The organism is Achromobacter spanius (genome assembly GCF_003994415.1).
In the GTDB taxonomy this organism is placed as follows: Bacteria; Pseudomonadota; Gammaproteobacteria; order Burkholderiales; family Burkholderiaceae_B; genus Achromobacter; species Achromobacter spanius_C.
Window position 1 is genome coordinate 2,423,916 of sequence record NZ_CP034689.1, and the last position, 19,457, is coordinate 2,443,372.

The 19,457-nt window shown below is 67.3% G+C and carries 18 protein-coding genes; 11 read left to right on the forward strand and 7 right to left on the reverse strand.

Annotated features, from left to right (window positions below):
- Window positions 1-24 precede the first annotated feature (24 nt).
- From ELS24_RS11290 to ELS24_RS11300, 3 genes are all read left to right on the forward strand, one after another.
- Entirely contained in the window at window positions 25-1,272 is a 1,248-nt protein-coding gene (locus ELS24_RS11290) for a D-amino acid dehydrogenase (protein ID WP_127184151.1), read from the forward strand.
- Window positions 1,273-1,355: 83 nt separating this feature from the next.
- Window positions 1,356-2,351, forward strand: a complete 996-nt coding sequence (locus ELS24_RS11295) for a proline dehydrogenase family protein (protein WP_127184152.1) — start codon at window positions 1,356-1,358, stop codon at window positions 2,349-2,351.
- Window positions 2,352-2,391: 40 nt separating this feature from the next.
- Window positions 2,392-3,282 carry an AraC family transcriptional regulator gene (locus ELS24_RS11300; RefSeq protein ID WP_127184153.1) on the forward strand — a complete coding sequence of 297 codons (891 nt, stop codon included), beginning with the start codon at window positions 2,392-2,394 and terminating at the stop codon, window positions 3,280-3,282.
- Here the strand turns inward: ELS24_RS11300 and ELS24_RS11305 are convergent.
- Window positions 3,207-3,872: a flavodoxin family protein gene (locus ELS24_RS11305; protein WP_127184154.1), complete on the reverse strand. Its 666-nt coding sequence runs from the start codon at window positions 3,870-3,872 to the stop codon at window positions 3,207-3,209. The genes ELS24_RS11300 and ELS24_RS11305 overlap by 76 nt on opposite strands.
- Window positions 3,873-4,005: 133 nt before the next feature.
- On the opposite strand from ELS24_RS11305, the gene ELS24_RS11310 reads away from it, so the two are divergent.
- A complete protein-coding gene (locus ELS24_RS11310; protein WP_127184155.1) occupies window positions 4,006-5,010 on the forward strand; it encodes a LysR substrate-binding domain-containing protein in 1,005 nt (334 codons plus the stop codon).
- On the opposite strand, the gene ELS24_RS11315 is transcribed toward ELS24_RS11310, so the two are convergent.
- Window positions 4,967-6,376 (reverse strand): MFS transporter, encoded by a 1,410-nt coding sequence (locus ELS24_RS11315; protein ID WP_127184156.1) that lies wholly within the window; start codon window positions 6,374-6,376, stop codon window positions 4,967-4,969. The genes ELS24_RS11310 and ELS24_RS11315 overlap by 44 nt on opposite strands.
- A 108-nt stretch (window positions 6,377-6,484) precedes the next feature.
- On the opposite strand from ELS24_RS11315, the gene ELS24_RS11320 reads away from it, so the two are divergent.
- The 4 genes from ELS24_RS11320 to ELS24_RS11335 all read left to right on the forward strand — a co-directional run bounded on the left by ELS24_RS11320 (window position 6,485) and on the right by ELS24_RS11335 (window position 10,213).
- A complete protein-coding gene (locus ELS24_RS11320) occupies window positions 6,485-7,450 on the forward strand; it encodes a LysR substrate-binding domain-containing protein (protein WP_127184157.1) in 966 nt (321 codons plus the stop codon).
- Complete coding sequence (locus ELS24_RS11325; protein WP_127184158.1) at window positions 7,447-8,352, forward strand: LysR family transcriptional regulator; 906 nt, start codon at window positions 7,447-7,449, stop codon at window positions 8,350-8,352. Before ELS24_RS11320 ends, ELS24_RS11325 begins: the two co-directional genes overlap by 4 nt.
- Window positions 8,353-8,491: 139 nt before the next feature.
- Window positions 8,492-9,121 (forward strand): glutathione S-transferase family protein, encoded by a 630-nt coding sequence (locus ELS24_RS11330; protein WP_127184159.1) that lies wholly within the window; start codon window positions 8,492-8,494, stop codon window positions 9,119-9,121.
- Between the two features lie 63 nt (window positions 9,122-9,184).
- The gene (locus ELS24_RS11335) at window positions 9,185-10,213 is read left to right on the forward strand and encodes a pyridoxamine 5'-phosphate oxidase family protein (protein ID WP_127184160.1); all 1,029 of its coding nucleotides are present in this window, start codon (window positions 9,185-9,187) and stop codon (window positions 10,211-10,213) included.
- Here the strand turns inward: ELS24_RS11335 and ELS24_RS11340 are convergent.
- Window positions 10,210-10,668, reverse strand: a complete 459-nt coding sequence (locus ELS24_RS11340; RefSeq protein WP_127184161.1) for a winged helix-turn-helix transcriptional regulator — start codon at window positions 10,666-10,668, stop codon at window positions 10,210-10,212. The genes ELS24_RS11335 and ELS24_RS11340 overlap by 4 nt on opposite strands.
- 183 nt (window positions 10,669-10,851) lie before the next feature.
- Between ELS24_RS11340 and ELS24_RS11345 the strand changes: the two genes are divergently transcribed.
- Entirely contained in the window at window positions 10,852-12,045 is a 1,194-nt protein-coding gene (locus tag ELS24_RS11345; protein WP_127186303.1) for an MFS transporter, read from the forward strand.
- Here the strand turns inward: ELS24_RS11345 and ELS24_RS11350 are convergent.
- Entirely contained in the window at window positions 12,027-13,796 is a 1,770-nt protein-coding gene (locus ELS24_RS11350) for an acyl-CoA dehydrogenase (RefSeq protein WP_127184162.1), read from the reverse strand. The two genes, ELS24_RS11345 and ELS24_RS11350, sit on opposite strands and share 19 nt — an antisense overlap.
- 42 nt (window positions 13,797-13,838) lie before the next feature.
- Window positions 13,839-15,551, reverse strand: coding sequence for an acyl-CoA synthetase (locus tag ELS24_RS11355; RefSeq protein ID WP_127184163.1), 1,713 nt, complete (start codon window positions 15,549-15,551; stop codon window positions 13,839-13,841).
- A 180-nt stretch (window positions 15,552-15,731) separates the two neighbouring features.
- Between ELS24_RS11355 and ELS24_RS11360 the strand changes: the two genes are divergently transcribed.
- Window positions 15,732-16,442 (forward strand): Crp/Fnr family transcriptional regulator, encoded by a 711-nt coding sequence (locus ELS24_RS11360; protein WP_050448023.1) that lies wholly within the window; start codon window positions 15,732-15,734, stop codon window positions 16,440-16,442.
- Window positions 16,443-16,448: 6 nt separating this feature from the next.
- On the opposite strand, the gene ELS24_RS11365 is transcribed toward ELS24_RS11360, so the two are convergent.
- On the reverse strand, window positions 16,449-17,153 hold the full coding sequence (locus ELS24_RS11365; protein ID WP_127184164.1) for an aspartate/glutamate racemase family protein: 705 nt from the start codon (window positions 17,151-17,153) through the stop codon (window positions 16,449-16,451).
- Between the two features lie 120 nt (window positions 17,154-17,273).
- Between ELS24_RS11365 and gorA the strand changes: the two genes are divergently transcribed.
- A complete protein-coding gene (gorA, locus tag ELS24_RS11370; RefSeq protein WP_127184165.1) occupies window positions 17,274-18,632 on the forward strand; it encodes a glutathione-disulfide reductase in 1,359 nt (452 codons plus the stop codon).
- Window positions 18,633-18,634: 2 nt separating this feature from the next.
- On the opposite strand, the gene ELS24_RS11375 is transcribed toward gorA, so the two are convergent.
- Window positions 18,635-19,456 (reverse strand): DUF72 domain-containing protein, encoded by an 822-nt coding sequence (locus ELS24_RS11375; RefSeq protein ID WP_127184166.1) that lies wholly within the window; start codon window positions 19,454-19,456, stop codon window positions 18,635-18,637.
- Between the last annotated feature and the right edge of the window lies 1 nt (window position 19,457).

Below are 19,457 nucleotides of genomic sequence, written 5' to 3' on the forward strand. Positions count from 1 at the left end.
TTCCCTGTTCTCTTGGATGAAGGCATGCGCGTTTGCGTAATCGGTGCGGGCGTGGTCGGTGTGACGTCCGCCTATTTCATGGCGCGCCAGGGCCACGACGTGGTGCTGGTGGACAGCCAGGCGCGTCCGGCGGAAGTCTCCAGCTACGCCAACGGCGGCCAGCTCAGCTATAGCTATGTGGCCCCGCTGGCCGGCCCGGGCGTGCTGCCCAGCGTGCCCGGCTGGCTGCTGCGCCAGGATTCCCCGCTGCGCTTTCGGCCCCGGCTGGACCCCCATCAATGGCGTTGGTGCCTGCAATTTGCCCTGGCGTGCCGCGCGTCGGTCGCCAAGGCGTCCACCGCGCAATTGCTGGGCTTGTCCTACCTGAGCCGCGACGTCATGCACACGTTGCTGGAACAGGAAAACCTGGATTTCGGCCACTTGAAAAACGGCAAGCTGATCGCCTATCGCAGCGCGGCCTTGCTGGACAAGGCGCGCGCGCTGGTGGCCTACCAGGCGGGCCATGGCGCCCAGCAGCAGGTGCTGGACGCCCCGCAGACCTTGGCGATGGAACCCGCGCTTGCCGCCATGGGCAGCAAGCTGGCCGGCGCCATCTACACCCCCAGCGAAGAAGCCGGCGACTGCCGCCAGTTCACCGAAGGCCTGTTCGACCGCCTGCAATTGCTGGGCAACGTGGAATGCGCGATGTCCAACCCGGTAACCGGATTGCAGCGGGAGGGCCGCCGCATCGTGGCCGTGAACACGCGCAACGGCGATATCGGCGCCGACGCCATTGTGCTGGCCACCGGCATCGGCACCCGCGCGCTGCTCAAGCCGCTGGGGCATGACGTGCCCTTGTATCCGCTGAAGGGCTACAGCCTGAGCGTGCCCTTGTCCGACGACGACACCGTGGCTCCGCGCATCAGCGTCACGGACTACGAACGCCGCATCGTCTATGCGCGCGTGGGCAAGGTGCTGCGCATTGCCGCCATGGTGGATATCGGCAGCGACAACGCCGATATTGATCCGGCGCGCGTGGCGCTGTTGAAGCAGCAGGTGCACGAGGCATTTCCGGGGCTGGACCTGTCCCAGGCCATTCCCTGGGCTGGCCTGCGTCCCGCCACGCCGACCAGCAAACCGCTGATTGGGCGCAGCCCCGCCGCCGACAACCTGTGGCTCAACATCGGCCAGGGGGCCTTGGGCTTTACCTTGGCCTGCGGCAGCGCCGCGCTGTTGACGGCGCAGATGGCCGGCCTGGAATTGCCGCTGGACCCCGCGCCGTTCCGGCCTTGAATCCGGAAGGGTTCAAGATTCACGGGCGTTCAATACAAGCCCACGCCGCGCCGCCATAGTGTTGCTCTCTAGCGGGAGCATCCATGAGCATTTTCCAAAGAACCACCATCGCGCTGGCGCGTAGCCCCGCGATGGGGCGCGCCATGCGGGCGGTGGCGGCGCGCACGTCGCTGGCGCAGCGCTTTGTGGGCGGGGCGGACGTGGACGCCGCCGTGCGCACCGCGCTGCGGCTGCGCGACACGCACGGCATCCGGGCATCGCTGTTCTATCTGGGCGAATACGTGGCCGATCCGGCCGCCATCGAGCACAACGTGTCGCAGGCCATCCGTGCGTGCGGCGCGCTGGGCGCGGCGGGCCTGGACGTGCATGTGTCGGTGGACCCCACCGCTATCGGCTACATGGCCAGCGATGCCCTGGGCGAGGCCAACGCGCGACGCATCAGCCAGGCGCTGCGGCTGGCGGCGGGGCCGGGGACGGCGCAGGCGGTGGGACAAGCGGCGGGCGCGGGGCGGAACTGGATGGTGCTGGACATGGAAGATGCCGGCATCCGCGAACGCACCTGCGCCTTGCACCGCAGCTTGCTGGAAGCGGGGTTGCCCGCCGGCCTGACCTTGCAGGCGCGGCGGCGGCGCACGCCAGAAGACCTGGCCTGGGCAATCCGCCAGCACACGTCCTTGCGCCTGGTGAAGGGCGCGTTTCCCGAGCGCGCGCTGGACCACGCGGGCCGCGACCGCATCGACCACGCCTATCTGGACGCGGCCGCCATCATGCTGTCGCGCGAAGCCCGCGAGGCCGGTTTCTACCCCGTGTTCGGCACGCATGATGACCGCCTGGCCGGCGCCATCATGGCCTTGGCGCGCGAGCGCGGCTGGTCGCCCGACGCGTTTGAATTTGAAATGCTCTATGGCGTGCGGCCGGACTGGCAACTGGCGCTGCGCGGCTTGGGCTATAACGTCAGGGTTTATCTGCCCTTTGGCGGCGACTGGTGGCCCTACGCCATCCGCCGCGTGGGTGAAAATCCCGGCAATGCGTGGCTACTGGCCCGTTCGTTGAAGGCCGACGGCGGGTACTTCGGCTAACGACCGTATTGCGTTCTTCCAGCGTTTTTTTGGCGATCCCATGGCGGTTTCCCAACACATCTGGCATTGCGGCGCGGGTTTGCCCGGCGACGTGCTGATCGCGGACCTGCGCGCGTATCGCTACGCGCCGCATTTTCACGACGCCTGGTCCATCGGCGCTGTCGAACACGGCCACTGCGCGTTCACGGTGCATGGCGCGGAGTATTCGGCCGCCGCGGGCGACCTGGTGGTGATCGCGCCAGGCCAGGTGCACACGGGCGGCACGTCGGATGCGCCCTTGGCCTACCGCATGGCGTACATCGACGCCGCCTGGTTCGACGACCACGCGCAGGCCTGGTTTGGCGCCGCCGCGCGCTTGGCCGCACCGGTCATCACGGCGCCCGCGCTGTGCGCACAATGGCTGGCCGCGCTGACGCCTGCCCCCATCCCCGACGCCGAACGCCGCGAACGCATTTCGGCCGCCTTGTTCGGTCTTCTGGCGGCGCACGGCGACGCCATCGGCGCGGGGCATATGGAGGGCGCCAATGGGGCTGACGGCGCCAATGGCACGGACGATGCCGACAGTGCCGGCGGAAAGAACGAGCCGGACGTCTGCGCCTTGCTGCGCGAATGCATGGCCGCCGACCCCGCTTGCGCGCCGGACCTGGAAGCGCTGGCGCGCGCGCAGGACCGTCATCGCACCACGCTGGTCAAGCAGTTTGCGCGGCGTTACGGGCTGCCGCCGCAGGCCTGGCTGCGCAATTGGCGGGTGGCGCGGGCGCGGGTGTTGTTGCGCGCTGGCTTGCCCCTGGCGCAGGCCGCCCAGGCCGTGGGCTTTGCGGACCAGGCCCACCTGACCCGTGTGTTCAAACAGGTTTACGGCAGCACGCCCGGCGCGTTGCTGCGTGCGGATTCCCAGACGTTGCGAGCGCGCGGCGTTTCGATCCGGTAATCCGAGTATTTCCGGCTGAAGAACGTGGCGCCCAGTTGCTCGGCCGCCAACAAGGGCGCACGCGGGTCGGCCGCGATTTCACCGCGCAGGTTGCCGGCGCCATGCACGAACCCCACGAAATCCGAATGCGTATAGCGTGCGTATTCCTGCACCTGGTGCACGATGCCCAATGCCGCGCCGGGGTAGGTTTCTTCAGACGCCACGGCCAGGCCCAGCCGCTTGCCGGTCATGCGCGTCTTGACCCGTTCCGGCTCTGGCCCGCTGCCCGCGTAGTGGGTGAACGAGCGGTCAAAGAAGGCTTTGGTCTGCGCCGACATGCCGTACCAATAGATCGGTGTGCAGATCAGGGCACCGTCGGCCGGCAGGAAATGTTCAAAAAACAGCTCCGGATAGCGGTCTTCGGGCGCGGGCTGATGCCGCAGGTCCGACAGGAAGCCGTGGATGTAGTCGTCCAGAAAGAGCAGGGTGGTGGCAAGCCCGGCGGCGTTCGCGCCGCGTTGCGCGGCCGCGCCCAGGGCCGCGCTGTTGCCGTCGCGGCGGGGGCTGCCCACCAGGATAAGCAAGCGTTGAGTGGGCTGATTTGAATTCATGGCGAGTCCTTGGGTTAGGTGCAGATGAAATGCATCAATGTAGGGACCACCCGTTCCGGAGACAAATGACGATTCCTTGATTAAGATGAATCCAATTCATCCAAAGGAAGGCTCGACAAGGAGCCCCAGACCCATGTTTGCCACCCTGCCCGTTACCGCGTTGCGTGCCTTCGAGGCGGCCGCCCGGCTGCGCAGCTTCAAGCTGGCCTCGGCGGAACTGGCCGTGACGCCCACCGCGGTGTCGCACCAGATCAAATTGCTGGAGCGCCAAGTGGGTGTGGCGCTGTTTGACCGCGTGCCGCGTGGCGTGCGCTTGACCGACAGCGGCGCGCGTCTGTTCGCCAGTGTGCATGGCGCCTTGCTGGAAATTGCGCAGACGCTGGACGCCTTGCGTCCCGAACCGGCATCGGGCGCGTTGACGCTGTCCACCACGCATTCCTTCGCGGCGCTGTGGCTGGTGCCGCGCCTGGGGCGGTTTCACCAGGCCTGTCCGCAATACCAACTGAACCTGCAAACCGGCGCGGACGCGGTTGACCTGTTGCAGGACGCCAGCGTGGACGTGGCGGTGCGCTACAGCCGCCAACGGTATCCGGCCCTGCATACGGCGGCTACGTTGCCGGAATGGTTCGGCGTCTACGGTGCGCCGTCGCAAATCGCCCAGTTGGAAAAAAGCGAGGAAGAACGCACGCAAAAGCGCACGCAAATGCGCACGCAAATACGGCCAACGAAGCGCCCCGATAAGCGCTTGGAAAACCGCACCGAAAACCAGACAGCGCAGTCCCCGCCCCCGCCCGCCCCGGCGTTGGTCACCGTGCGCTGGCGCGATTCCGATCTGTACGACCAAGGCTGGCGCGCCTGGTGTCAGGCGGCGGGTTTGCCGGCATGGCAGGCGCCGTCGGCGGTACACGCCTATGAAGAAGAACACTACGCCTTGCAGGCCGCCATCGCCGGACAAGGATTGGTGCTGGCAAGCTCCGTGATGGTGTCCGACAGCGTGCGCGCCGGCACACTGGCCGCCTATCGGCCACAGGTGCGGGTGCCGGGCGCGGCCTACCAGGCGTTGTGCGCGCCCGGGCGCGAACGCCATCCGCCGGTCAAGGCTTTCCTGGCGTGGCTGGCGCGGGAATTCCAGGCATGACATCGGCGGCTTGCCGAAGGGCGGGGCGCGGCAACAAGGGCAGCGCCGCCAGCATCAACACGCCCGCCAGCACCCAGGCGGCGGGCCATGAACTGGCCGCGACCACGTGCGGAATGGCAAGCGGCGTCAGGAACAAGCCCAGGTAGACGCAGCTATTGGCCATGCCCAGCGCCGTGCCGGTGCGCGCGGCGCCCGCCAGCGTGGCCAGTTCGGTATACGCCACGCCATGCCAGGCGGACGCGCATATGCCTGCCGCCGCCAGCAGCCCCGCCATGGCAAACACCGCGCCCGCCGCCGTGGGCGCACCGCTGACCGCCCACGCCACCGCGCCCAGCCCCGCAAACAGCAGAAAGCTGAATTGCGCGCAGCGGCGCAGATAGGCGCGCCGGTTGCCGTGGCGATCGGTCCACCGGCCGCTGGCAATGCGCGCCACCATGGCGCCCAGTTGCACCGCCACCATCACCGCGGTCAGCGTGCCGATGCCGGCATGGCCGACGTCGTGCAGGAACACCGTGGCGAAGGTCAGCACGGCAAATTGCGGGCAGCACATCAGGCCGATGGCGGCGGCGGCGCGCCAGACGCGCGCGTCGCGCAGGGGCGAGGGGCCGATGCTTGGGCCCGTGGCCGGCAAGCGGTGGGCAGGTATGGCGCGTTGGGCGGATTGGGCGGACTGGACGGATTGGCCGTGCTGGGCGGATTGGACCGATGGGACGGATTGGACGGATTGGCCGTGCTGGGCAGGTTGGCCCCGCTTGACCGGCTCGCGCAGCCAGCAAGCGGCAAGCAGCGCCGCCACCGCGCACATCAGCGCCAAGGCACCGAACACCGCCGCGAAACCCGCGTGCGCCGCCAGCCAGGGCAGCAGCAGCGCGCCCAGGCCGCCGCCCAAGGGCACGGCGGTCTGGCGGATGCTCATGGCCAGACTGCGCTCGCCTTCGTCAAACCAGGCCATTACCGCCCGGCCGCTGGCGCCGTTGACACTGCCGCCCAGCACACCGACCAGCACCAGGCCCACCGCCAACAGCCACAGGCTGGGTACGGTGACACCATCCGGCGAGGCAAAGCCGCTCATCCAGGCCAGCGCCGCGGCGGTTGCGCCCAAGCCGGTCAACAGCACCGGCCGGTCGCCCCAGCGGTCGGTCAGCATGCCCCAGGGCAGTTCGAACAGGGCCACGCCCAAGCCCATCAAGCCCAGCGCCAAGCCCAACTGATCGTTGTCCAGGCGGTAGCCGGCGCGCATGAACACCGCCGTGGTGGGCAAGCCCGCCGCCGCGGCGGAAAAGGCGGCGTTGGCGGCCACGCCCACCGCCAGCACTTTCCAGCGATGGGTGGGGCGGGCTGATTCGGACGCAAGGGGCACGAACATGCAGAACTCCAAGGGCAGGTAACAAGGACCCAGCTAGTTTGCGCATCTGCTATCGTTTTGAAAATCAGGAAATATTGAGTCAATTGTTTTGAAAAATGGGACTATTCCATGCGGCCGGTGACCTTTGACCTGGATGTGCTGCGCAGCTTTGTCGCGGGGGTGGAGCTGGGCAGCTTCGGCCGTGCGGCCGACCGCCTGGGCCGTTCGACTTCCGCCATCAGCGCGCAGATGAAAAAGCTTGAGGAACAGGCCGGCGTGCCGCTGCTGCGCAAAGCCGGGCGCGGGCTGGCGCTGACCGAGGCCGGGGAAACCATGCTGGCCTATGGCCGCCGCCTGTTGGAATTGAACGACCAGGCCGCGCGCGCGGTGCAGGGCGGCGAGCTGGCCGGCCGCGTGCGGCTGGGCATGCAGGAAGATTTCGGCGAAATGGTATTGCCGCAGGTGCTGGGCCAATTCGCCAGGGCGCATCCCAAGGTGCGGGTCGAAGCGCGGGTCGCGCGCAATGCCGAGCTGCTGGAACGGCTGGCGGTGGGGCAGTTGGACCTGGTCCTGGCCTGGGACCACGACGCGCGTGTGCCGCATGCACAGCGTTTGCTGGATCTGCCCATGCGCTGGATCGGCCCCGCGCAGCCCACGTACGCGGCCAGCAGCCATGGCGACAGCAATGGCAATGGTAATGGTGACCTGCCGCTGGTGGCGTTCGAGGCGCCTTGCCTGTTCCGCACTTGCGCCACGGACGCGCTGGAGCGCGCCGGCCTGCCTTGGCTGCCCGCGTTCACCAGCCCCAGCCTGGCGGGGTTGTGGGCGGCGGTGTCGGCGGGTTTGGGCCTGACCGTGCGCACGCCCTTGGGCCTGCCCGCCAGCGTGCGGGCCCTGGCGCCGGGCGAACAGGGCCTGCCGATTTTGCCGTCGATTGCGTTGTCGCTGTATCGTGCCCAGGCGCAGCCCGACGCCGTCACCGCCGCCTTGGGCGATATCGTGCGGCAATGCATCCAGGACAGCGCAAGGGCATGGGCGGCCTCGTCTCCCTCATCCTCTTCGTTCAACGCCCCGAGCGCCAAGGTCCAGCCATGAATCGCTTCCAAGAAATGTCGGTGTTCCTGGCCGTGGCCGAGGCGCAGAGCTTTGCCGCCGCCGCGCGGCGCCTGGATATGTCCGCGCCCACCGTGACTCGCAGCGTCGCCGCGCTGGAGCGGCGGCTGGGTGCCTTGCTGCTGGTGCGCACCACGCGCAGCCTGCGCCTGACCGAAGCCGGCCAGCGCTACGCCGCCGATTGCCGGCGCATTCTTGAAGACGTTGAACAGGCCGATGACGCCGCCGCCGGCGTGATGGGGGTGCCGCGCGGCGCGCTGCATGTCACTGCGCCGGCTCTTTTTGGCGAACTGCATGTAATGCCGGTGGTGCTGGGGTATCTGCGCACCCACCGTGAAGTCTCGGTGCGCACGCTGTTGGTGGACCGCGTCGTGAACCTGCTGGACGAGGGCGTGGACGTTGCGGTACGCATCGGCGCCTTGCCGGATTCCACGCTGACGGCGGTGCCTGTTGGGCACGTGCGCCGCGTGGTGTGCGCCGCGCCCGCGTTTTTGCAGGAACACGGCGCGCCCGAGCATCCTGATGCGCTGGCGCGTTTTTGCACGATCACCGCGGCCATGGAAGGGCGCGGCGCGCAGTGGCGCTTCATGCAGGACGGCGAGCCACGGCGGATGAACGTGTCATCGCAACTGACGGTCACGTCGTTCCAGGCCGCCGTGCTGGCCGCGTGCGAAGGGTGGGGGCTGACGCAGGTGGTGTCGTACCAGGTGGCCCGCCACCTGAAAAGCGGCGCCTTGCAGGTGGTGCTGCGCGACTTCGAACTGCCGCCGATGCCGGTGCACGTGGTGTACCCGGAAGGCCGCCGCAGTTCGGCGAAGGTGCGCAGCTTTGTTGAATTCTGCGTAGAGGCCTTGCGCCGCGATCTGGCGGCGCAGCCGGTTTGAGCCGCCGCGCACGGGCGGCGCTGCGCTTTCCTGGCCTTCCTTTCAGTTTCCGCAATAGTGTCTTGTTGCGGCTGGCCGTTCACGCGGCGGGCGGGTAGGGCCAACATGGAGTCCTCGTTCACCCACCCTGGAAATCTCCATGTCCGCTGCCCCCTTGGTCTTCTATAGCTTTCCCCTGTCTGGTCACGCGCACCGCGTTGCCTTGATGTTGTCGCTGCTGAACGTGCCGCACCAGCGTGTTGACGTGGACCTGCGCGGCGGCGAACACAAGCGTCCGGACTTCCTGGCGCTGAATGCGTTCGGCCAGGTGCCGGTGATTGATGACAACGGCACGGTGGTGGCCGACTCGAATGCCATTCTGGTTTATCTGGCCACGCGCTACGGCGGCCAGGCCTGGTTGCCCAGCGACCCCGTGGGCGCGGCCGCCGTGCAACGTTGGCTGTCGGTGGCGGCGGGGCCCTTGGCCTACGGCCCGGCCACTGCGCGCCTGATCACGGTGTTTGGCGCCGCCCACGACGCGGACACCACCTTGGCGCGCGCGCATGCCTTGTTGAAGGTCATGAACGGCGAACTGAGCGGCCGCGATTTCCTGACGGGATCCACGCCGACGATCGCCGATGTGGCTTGTTATGCCTACGTGTCGCATGCACCCGAAGGCAATGTGTCGCTGGCGGATTACCCGCATGTGCGCGCGTGGTTGGACCGCATCGAGAACCTGCCCGGCTTCGTGCCCATGGCGCGTACCGCCGCGGGCCTGCAGGCGGCTTGAAGCCTCTATCGGCGTATTGGTATCAACGCTTTCGGCAGTATCCCCAACGGCAAGGACCGCATCATGACGAACGCTGACGCTATTTCGCACAACGGGTCTCCCTGGCATGCGGGCGAACGCCTGCTGCAAACGCGTGTCGGCGTGGCCGAACGCATGGCGCAGATTGGCCCCAAAGTCATCCGCGACTACATGCCGGACCAGCACCGCGCGTTCTTCGCGCAACAGCCCTTCCTGGTGATGGGGTCGGTGGACCCGCAGGGCGACCCCTGGGCCAGCGTGCTGGAAGGCGAACCGGGCTTTGCCGTATCCCCCGACCCGTACACGCTAAGCGTGGCCGCCGCGCCCGATGCCGACGACCCGCTGCGCGCGGGGCTGGGTCTGGGCCAGCCGGTGGGCCTCTTGGGGATTGAATTGCACACGCGCCGCCGCAACCGCATGAACGGCCGCATTGCCGCCTGGGATGGCCAGCGCTTTGATGTGGCAGTCACGCAGTCGTTCGGCAACTGTCCGCAATACATCCAGGCCCGCGACTTCAGCTTTTCGCGTCCGCCCTCGTTGCGCCTTGCCACGGCGCAAGCCGAGGCAAGCCAGCTGGACGAGGCAGCGCGCACGCTGATTCGCGCGTCGGACACGTTTTTCGTGGCCTCGTATGTGGATGCCGAGGTGAACCCCGATGTGAACCCCGATGTGAATCCCGATGTGCCCCTGGACATGGCCAACACCCCGCGTCGCGGCCGGGCGGTGGATGTCTCGCACCGGGGCGGCAAGCCCGGCTTCGTGCGGGTGGACGGCAATGTGCTGACCGTTCCCGACTTTTCCGGCAACCGCTTTTTCAACACCCTGGGCAATTTGACGGCGAACCCGCGCGCCGGGCTGCTGTTCATCGACTTTGAACAGGGCGACGTGTTGCAGGTATCGGGCCGCGCGGAAGTGGTGTTGGACAGCCCCGAAATTCAGACCTTCGCGGGCGCGGAACGGCTGTGGCGCGTGCACGTGCGCCGCGTGGTGCGCCGCCCCGGCGCCTTGGCGCTGCGCTGGCGGTTCAACGACTACGCCCCGACGGCGCTGGCCACGGGGCAGTGGCCAGCCTAAGTGGCGGGCGGCGTCGTCTTCTGCACGACCGTGTCGTCGGGCTCCAGCAGGCGGCCGTCCTGCGCGCGGATTTCCAGGCGCCGCACGGCCTGACCGCGCTTGCGGTCGATCAGCGTCGAATGGGCTTCGGCGGGGCCGTAATAATGATCTTCGCCCCATTGGCGCAAGCCGACGATCACGGGAAACAAGGCGCGGCCTTTGTCCGTCAGCACGTATTCCTGGTAGGCGCTGCCGTCCGAGGCGGGGGCCACGGCAAGAATGCCGTGGGCGACCAGCGTGCGCAGCCGGTCGCTAAGAATGTTCTTCGCCACGCCCAGGCTTTTCTGGAATTCGCCAAACCGCCGGATGTCGTCAAACGCATCCCGCACGATCAGCAGCGACCACCAGTCGCCGATGGCGTCTAACGAGCGCGCCACCGGACAGGCGGCGCCTTCAAGGCTGGTGCGTTTGACCATGGTGGGTCCTTGGAAGGAAGTAAAGGCAAAGGGATGGTGGAAACGGCACAAACTGAACGGTTGCATTATAAAACCTAAAGATCTAGCATTCTGGTTTTGTAATAAAACCATGTAAATGACATGCCAGATCCATCCCACACCCATGCCACCTCTGCCGGCTCAGCGGATTCCGTACCCAGCGCCATGCCGACCTCGCTGGTCATGTTGCTGGCCGTGGCTTGCGCCTTGAGCGTGGCCAACGTGTATTACGCGCAACCCTTGCTGGACGCCATCGGCCGCGAGTTCGCGCTGGATCAGGGGGCGGTGGGCGTGGTGGTCACGGCCACCCAATTGGGCTGCGCGGTGGCGCTGCTGTTGGTGGTGCCGCTGGGCGATCTGCTGGACCGGCGCCACTTGATGCTGGGCCAGTTGGGCCTCTTGATGCTGGCCCTGGTGGCGGTGGCGCTGTCCGCCAACACGCCCTGGCTGCTGGCGGGCATGGTGGCCCTGGGCCTGCTGGGCACGGCGATGACGCAGGGTTTGCTGGCCCTGTCCGCCGCCCTGGCCGCGCCCGACGAACGCGGCCGGGTGGTGGGCGCGGCGCAGGGTGGGGTGGTGATCGGCCTGCTGCTGGCGCGCACGGTGGCGGGCGTGGTGTCCGCTGCCTGGGGCTGGCGGGCGGTGTACGGGGTGTCGGCCGTATTGGCTGCCGTGCTGGCGCTGGTGCTCATGCGTCGTTTGCCTCAACGCCGGCTGCCCACGGCAAATCTGTCTTACGTTGCCCTGCTGCGTTCGATGGCGACGCTGCTGGCCACGGAACCCGTGCTGCGTGTGCGCGGCATGATCGCCTTATTGATGTTCGCCGCCATCAGCGCGTTTTGGACGGCGCTGGTGTTGCCGCTGAGCGCGCCGCCGCATTCCTTGTCGCACACGGCGGTGGGCGCGTTTGGCCTGGTGGGCGTATTGGGCGTGCTGATGGCGGCGCGCGCGGGCCGTTGGGCTGACCGGGGTCTGGGCCAGCGCACCACCGGCGCGGGCCTGTTGCTGCTGTGCCTGGCGTGGGCGCCCATCGCGCTGCTGGACCACAGCCTGTGGGCCTTGGCGCTGGGCGTGCTGGTGCTGGACGTGGCGCTGCAAGCCTTGCATGTGACCAATCAGACGATGATCTTCAGCATCAGCACGCAGGCGCATAGCCGGTTGGTGGGCGGCTACATGATGTTCTACGCCGTGGGCAGTGGACTGGGAGCGATTGCGTCAACGGCGGTGTATGCCCACGCGGGCTGGCTGGGCGTTTGCGCGCTGGGCGCCGCCATCAGCGTGACGGCGCTGTTGTTCTGGGTGGCGACGCTGCCCGCCAAGGCGGCGCCGCCACCATCCGGTCAGGGCTGCACCGCGTAGTCCTTGGACCCCAGCACCACGGCGGCCAGGCCAGGGGCCTGGGTCAGCTTGTGCAGGGCATAGGTCTGCACTGTGGCGATCTTGGCCTGATGGAATTCAGGGTCTTCAGCCTGGTGTTCTAGGCCGGCCAAGAGCGCGCGCGCCATCTGCCAACCCGCCAAGGTGGTGCCCGCCAACAGCAGATAAGGCACGGCCGAACCGAACACGGCGTTCGGCGCGCTGGCGGCATTGGCCAGTACGAAGTCCACCACGTTGGCCAGCGCCAGACGGGCCTGGCGTAGCGGCTTCAGCACCAGGCCTGCGGCGGGTTCGCTGCGCGATTCCAGTTCCGTTTCTGTCTGGCGGATGGCTTCCAGCAGGCCTTGCGCCACCGCGCCGCCGTCGCGCAGGGTCTTGCGGCCGACCAGGTCATTGGCCTGGATGGCGGTGGTGCCTTCGTAGATGGTCAGGATGCGGGCATCGCGGTAGTACTGCGCCGCGCCGGTTTCTTCAATGAAGCCCATGCCGCCATGCACCTGCACGCCCAGGCTGGCAACGTCGATGGACATTTCCGTGCACCAGCCCTTGACGATGGGCACCAGGAATTCCTGGATGGCCAGATGGCGCTTGCGTTCGTCGGCGTCGGGGCTGGCGTGGGCCAGGTCGGCGTGTCCGGCGGTGACGTAAGCCAGCGCGCGGCCGGCCTCGGTCAGGGCGCGCATGGTGCCCAGCATGCGGCGCACGTCAGGGTGATGGATGATGGTCACTGCCACGCGCGCCGACCCGTCCACCGGACGGCTTTGCACGCGGTCGGCGGCATAGGCCAACGCGTGCTGGTAGGCGCGGTCGGCAATGGCGATGCCTTGCACGCCCACCGCGTAGCGCGCGGCGTTCATCATGATGAACATGGCGTCCAGCCCACGGTTTTCCTGGCCGACCAGATAGCCCAGCGCGCCGCCCGCGTCGCCAAATTGCAGCGTGGCGGTAGGACTGGCCTTGATGCCCAGCTTGTGTTCGATGGACACGCAGGTGACGTCGTTGCGCGCGCCCAGCGAGCCGTCTTCGTTGACCAGGAACTTGGGCACCAGGAACAGGGAAATGCCCTTCACGCCCTCGGGCGCATCGGGCAAGCGCGCCAGCACCAGATGCAGGATGTTCTCGGTCAGGTCGTGGTCGCCGTAGGTGATGAAGATCTTGGTGCCGGACAGGCGATACGTGCCGTCGCCCACCGGTTGCGCGCGCGTGCGGATCATGGCCAGGTCTGACCCGGCTTGCGGCTCGGTCAGGTTCATGGTGCCGGTCCATTGCCCGGAAATCATCGGGCCGATGAAGCGCGTTTTCAGTTCCGGCGAACCGGCCGTCAACAACGCCTCGATGGCGCCGTTGGTCAGCAAGGGGCACAGCGCGAAAGACAGGTTGGCGGCGTTCAGCATTTCAGAGCAGGGCGAGCCGATCAGCCCGGGCAAGCCCTGGCCACCGTATTCCTGCGGATGCGACATGCCTTGCCAGCCGGCTTCGGTGTATTGCCGAAAGGCCTGCTTGAAGCCGGGCGAGGTGGTGACGGCGCCGTCGCGCCAGGCGCTGGGTTCACGGTCGGCCGGGTGGTTCAGCGGGGCCAGCACCTCGGCGGCGAAGTGGGCGGATTCTTCCAGCACGGCTTGGGCGGTGTCGGGCGTGGCCTCCTCGAAACCGGGCAGGGCGGCAACTTGCGGCAGGCCGGCCAGATGGTTCAACACAAACAGCATGTCTTTCACGGGGGCTTGGTACGTCATGGCCGAAAAACTCCTGGATGAAGGTGGCTGGGGCGCCGGCGTTCAGGCGGCTTTGTTGGGGGTGTCTTGGGTGGGGGCGGCGTCGGCGGAAGTGTCGGGCGACGTGCCTGCCGACGGGCCGGCCAGGTCAATGGCCTGGGTCGCGCCGATGGCGGCGCGCAGTTCAAACTTCTGGATCTTGCCGGTGGACGTCTTGGGCAGTTCACCGAAGCGCACCGCGCGCGGCACCTTGAAGCCCGCCAGCAGCAGCTTGCAATGCGCAATGATCTCTTCGGCGGTGGCGGTGCTGCCGGCCTTCAGTTCGACAAAGGCGCACGGCGTTTCGCCCCACTTCGGGTCGGGCATGGCCACCACGGCCACGGCCGCCACGGCGGGGTGGCGATAGAGCGCGTCTTCGACTTCGATGCTGGAGATGTTTTCGCCGCCCGAGATGATGATGTCCTTGCTGCGGTCCTTGATGCGCACATACCCGTCCGGCGTCATCACGCCCAGGTCGCCGGTGTGGAACCAGCCGCCCGCGAAGGCCTCGTCGGTGGCGCGTTCGTTCTTCAGATAGCCCTTCATGCAGATGTTGCCGCGGAACATGATCTCGCCCACGGTCTGCTCGTCGGCGGGCACTTCCTGCATGGTGTCGGGGTTGCGCACGGACACGCCCGCCTGCAAGTGGTAGCGCACGCCCTGGCGCGCGGTCAGCATGGCGCGGCGTTCGTCGTCCAGCGCGTCCCAGGCTTCCTGGCGGGCGCAGACGGCGGCCGGCCCGTAGACCTCGGTCAGGCCATATACGTGGGTCAGTTCAAAGCCGATCTCGCGCATCTTGGCGATGACGGCGGGTGCCGGCGCGGCGCCCGCCACCATGGTGCGCACGGTGTGCGTGATGCCCGCGCGCAGTTCGGCCGGCGCATTCGCCAGCGCGCTTTGCACGATGGGCGCGCCGCAGTAGTGGGTGACGCCTTCGGCGCGGATCAGGTCGAATACCGTCTTGGGGTCGAACTTGCGCAGGCAGACGTTCACGCCCGCGCGCGCGGCGACGGTCCAGGGAAAGCACCAGCCGTTGCAATGGAACATGGGCAGCGTCCACAGATAGACCGCGTGCTTGGGCATGTCCCATTCAAGTATGTTGCTGATGGCGTTCATATAGGCGCCGCGATAGTGGTAGACCACGCCTTTGGGGTCGCCGGTGGTGCCTGACGTGTAGTTCAGTGCAATGGCGTCCCATTCGTCGGCGGGCGGCTGCCAGTCGTAGCGGGCGGGAGCGTCGGCCAGAAAGGCCTCGTAGTCGATGGCGCCGGGCAGGGTGGCGGGCGCGCCATCCAGGTCATGGACCGAGATAACCGTCAGGTGGGGGAATTCGGCGCGGGCGCGTTGGGCGATGTCGGCGTATTCGGTGTCGATGATCAGCGCGCGGGCTTCGCCGTGGCCCAGCATGAACAGCACGCTGGGCGCATCCAGCCGGGTGTTCAGCGTGTTGAGCACTGCGCCCAGCATCGGCACGCCGAAGTGGGCTTCGACCATGGCGGGAATGTTGGGCAGCATGACGGCGACGGTGTCGCCGCGCTTGATGCCGGCCCGTTCCAATGCATTGGCCAGCCGCTGCGCGCGTTCGTAGGTCTGGCCCCAGGTGCGCCGTACCTGGCCGTGCACCACGGCCAGCCGGTGGCCATAGACTTCCGCCGCGCGGGCAATGAAGTCCACGGGCGTCAAGGGGGTGTAGTTGGCGTCGCGGCGCGCCAAACCATGGTCGAACATGCTGCTCATGCTTTGTCTCCGAATGGGGCGCGTCGTGCGGCCCCTGTCTTGTTCGAGGTGTGCTGATTGCGGAAAGCTTGATTCCCGTCGCTTGCGTGAGCTTAGGGGCGGCCCGAAAATACTGTCTGTCGCCTGCATGACATACCGCCGGCCGACCCCGCAAACTGCCAGTTTTACACGGTTCCGCCCATGTCCGACGTTTCAAACATTGTTTCCGATGCCGAGCTGGCCAGCCTGTTCCGGGCCTGTGCCTGGTTCGGCGCGCTGGAGGCCCGGCATCAGGATCTGGTGCTGGCCACGTCGCGGGCGGAGCACGTGGCAAACGGGGCCTGGATTGCGCGGCGCAACGCGCCATCGGACTACTGGCTGGGCGTGCATACGGGGCTGCTGAAGCTGGCCATCTATAACGAATCGGGGCGCAGTTGCACGTTTTCCGGCGTGCCGCGTGGCGGCTGGTTTGGCGAGGGCAGCGTCATCAAGCGCGAACTGCGCAAATACGATGTGGTGGCGATCCAGCCGTCGCTGGTGTTGTTGGTGCCGGCCGCGACCTTTCACGCGCTGCTTGCCGCCAGCCTGCCGTTTTCGCATTTCGTCATTGGCCAGTTGAACGACCGCATGGGCGAATTCATTGCGTCCATCCAGAACCACCGCTTGCTGGACGCCGATGCGCGCGTGGCGCAATCCCTGGCGCAGTTGTTCAACCCGCAGTTGTATCCGTCCACCGACCTGACGCTGGCCATTTCGCAGGAAGAACTGGGTTTCCTGACGGGCTTGTCGCGCCAGCGGGTGAACCAGGCTTTGCAGACGCTGGCGGACGCCGGAATCCTGGCGCTGGCGTACCACCAGATCCAGGTGCTGGACCTGAACCGCCTGCGGCAGTTCGGGCTGGACCAGATCTAGGCGCGCTCAGCGCGGCGCCAGGGCGCGGGCCAGCGCGGCGCGCGCCAGGATGCGGGTGGAATCCAGCGTGGGCAGGGCGCAATTGCCATCGTTCAGCACCAGCGGCAACTCGGTGCAGCCCAGCACCACGGCATCACAGCCGGCATCGCGCAGGCGCTCAACAATGCCTTGCAGCCGTGCCACCGATTCGGGCTTGAATTCGCCATAGACCAGTTCGTCCATGATGATGCTGGCCAGCGTGATGCGGTCTGCTTCGGTGGGGCGCAGGTAGTCCAGCCCCTGTGCACCCAGCTTGTCCGGGTAGACGCTGCTGTCGACCAGCCAGCGCGTGCCCAGGATGCCGATGCGCCGGTAGCCGCGCGCACGCGCCTCGGCCGCGACCTCTTCGGCGATATGCAGCCAGGGCAGCGGGGAATCCGGCAGCACATGGCCCAGCGCCTGGTGAATGGTGTTGTCGGGGCAGATCAGGAAGTCGGCGCCCGCGCGCGCCAGCTTGCCGGCCGACGACAGCATCAACGCGCCCACGCCGGGCAGGTCGCCCTGGTCCAGGCAGACCACGTAGTCCGCCAGCGAATGCGTATGCAGGGAGATTTCGGGGTGCGCATGCGGCCCCATGCGCTGCGCGCCTTCCGCGCACAGCGTGCGATAGCACAACGCAGCGCCCTCGGCGGAGCAGGCGACGATACCGATGTGCAGGGGGGAAGTGTTCATGGTGTGGTTTCCTTTGGGGAATCTTGCCAGAGCTTAAGGGCAGGGCGCGCCCCGGTAGTGTTAAATACGGTTTTCCCGGAAAGCGAACGCGGGCCCTCGGGCTTTAGCGAAGGAAACTATATGGCATTCGATTTTGATCTGTTTGTGATCGGCGCGGGCTCGGGCGGCGTGCGCGCGGCGCGCTTTGCCGCGGGCTATGGCGCGCGCGTGGCCGTGGCGGAAAGCCGCTACCTGGGCGGCACCTGCGTCAACGTGGGCTGTGTGCCCAAGAAGCTGCTGGTCTACGGCGCCCATTACAGCGAAGACTTCGAGCAGGCCCACGGCTTTGGCTGGACCACGGGCAAGCCGTCCTTCGACTGGGCCACGCTCATCGCCAACAAGAACCGCGAAATCGAGCGCCTTAACGGCATTTACCGCAACTTGCTGGTCAATAGCGGCGTGACGCTGCTGGAAGGCCATGCCCGCATCGTCGACCCGCATACCGTCGAGATCAACGGCCAACGCCACACCGCCGCCAACATCCTGGTGGCCACGGGCGGCTGGCCCAGCGTGCCAGACATTCCGGGCAAGGAACACGCCATCACCTCCAACGAGGCCTTCTTCCTGCCGGCGCTGCCGCGTCGCGTGCTGGTGGTGGGCGGCGGCTACATCGCCGTGGAATTCGCCTCTATTTTCAATGGCATGGGCGCGCAAACCGTCCAGGCCTATCGCGGCCCCTTGTTCCTGCGCGGCTTCGACCAGGGCGTGCGCGAGCATCTGCGTGACGAGCTCACGAAGAAGGGCGTAGACCTGCGCTTTTTCACTGACCTTGCCCGTATCGACAAGCAGCCCGACGGCTCGCTGGCGGCCACGCTGAAGGACGGCTCGGTGATTGAGACCGACTGCGTGTTCTACGCCACCGGACGCCGGCCCATGCTGGACAACCTGGGCCTGGAGAACACCGGCGTCAAGCTGCGTGAAGACGGCTTTATCGAGGTGGACGACGAATACCGCACGGCCGAGCCTTCCATTCTGGCCATTGGCGACGTGATCGGCCGCGTGCCGCTGACGCCGGTGGCGCTGGCCGAAGGCATGGCCGTGGCGCGCCGCCTGTTCCGCCCCGAGGAATACCGCAAGGTTGACTACAAGCTGATTCCGACCGCCGTGTTCAGCCTGCCGAACATCGGCACGGTGGGCATGACCACCGAAGAAGCGCGCGAGGCCGGCCACGAGGTCAAGCTCTTCGAAAGCCGGTTCCGGCCGATGAAGCTGACGCTGACGGAATCGCAGGAAAAGACGCTGATGAAGCTGATCGTGGACGCCAAGACGGACCGCGTGTTGGGCGTGCACATGGTGGGCCCGGATGCCGGCGAGATCATCCAGGGCATCGCCGTGGCGCTGAAGGCGGGCGCCACCAAGCAGGTGTTTGACGACACCATCGGCATTCACCCCACGGCCGCCGAAGAGTTCGTGACGTTGCGCACGCCGGTCGCGCAATAAGGCTACAGCCGTTCGATCATGGCGCGCGCCGCCGCCGGTGCGCGTTCCTTCGCCCCGTTGATGAAAAAGGCATAAACGTCCTGCGGGCGGGCCGCCCCAGGCGGCGGTTGGCCGATGCGGGGCAGGTCGGCCGGATCGGCCCCCCGCGCCCAGGTGCGCAGGCGTTCGGCCCAGGCGTCCAGCACCTTGGGCGCATAGCCCGCCCTGAACGCGGTGCTGGCGCGCATCAAACGTGCGTAGACAAAGTCGGCGGTGCGGTCGGCGATGGACGGAAAATCTTCGCTGTCTGTGTAGACCGTGGCGGCTTGGTGGCGGCGGGCCAAATCCAGGTATTCCTCGCAGGCGAAACTGGGGTGGCGCACGTCCAGCACGTGGCGCAGCGGCAGGCCATCGACCTTGTCGGGCAGCAGCGCCAGGAACGCGCCGAAATCCTCGGCGTTGAAAGTCTTGGTGGGGGCAAACTGCCACACCACCGGCCCCAGCTTGGGGCCCAGCTCGGCGATGCCGCTGTTCACGAAACGCAAGATAGAGTCTTTCGCGCCCGCCAGTTCGCGCCGGTTGGTCGCGTAGCGCGATGCCTTCAGCGAAAAGACAAAGCCGTCCGGCGTCTCGTCGCGCCACTTGGCGAAGGTGGCCGGCTTTTGCGTGCTGTAGTAGGTACCGTTGATTTCAATGGCGGTCAGCCGCTGGCTGGCGTATTCCAGTTCGCGCGCGTGGGGCAGGCCTTCCGGGTAGAAGGCGCCGCGCCAGGGGGCGTAGGTCCAGCCGCCGATGCCGACTCGGATGATGGGGCCTGCCCCTCCGGACGGATGACGCTTCGGCATG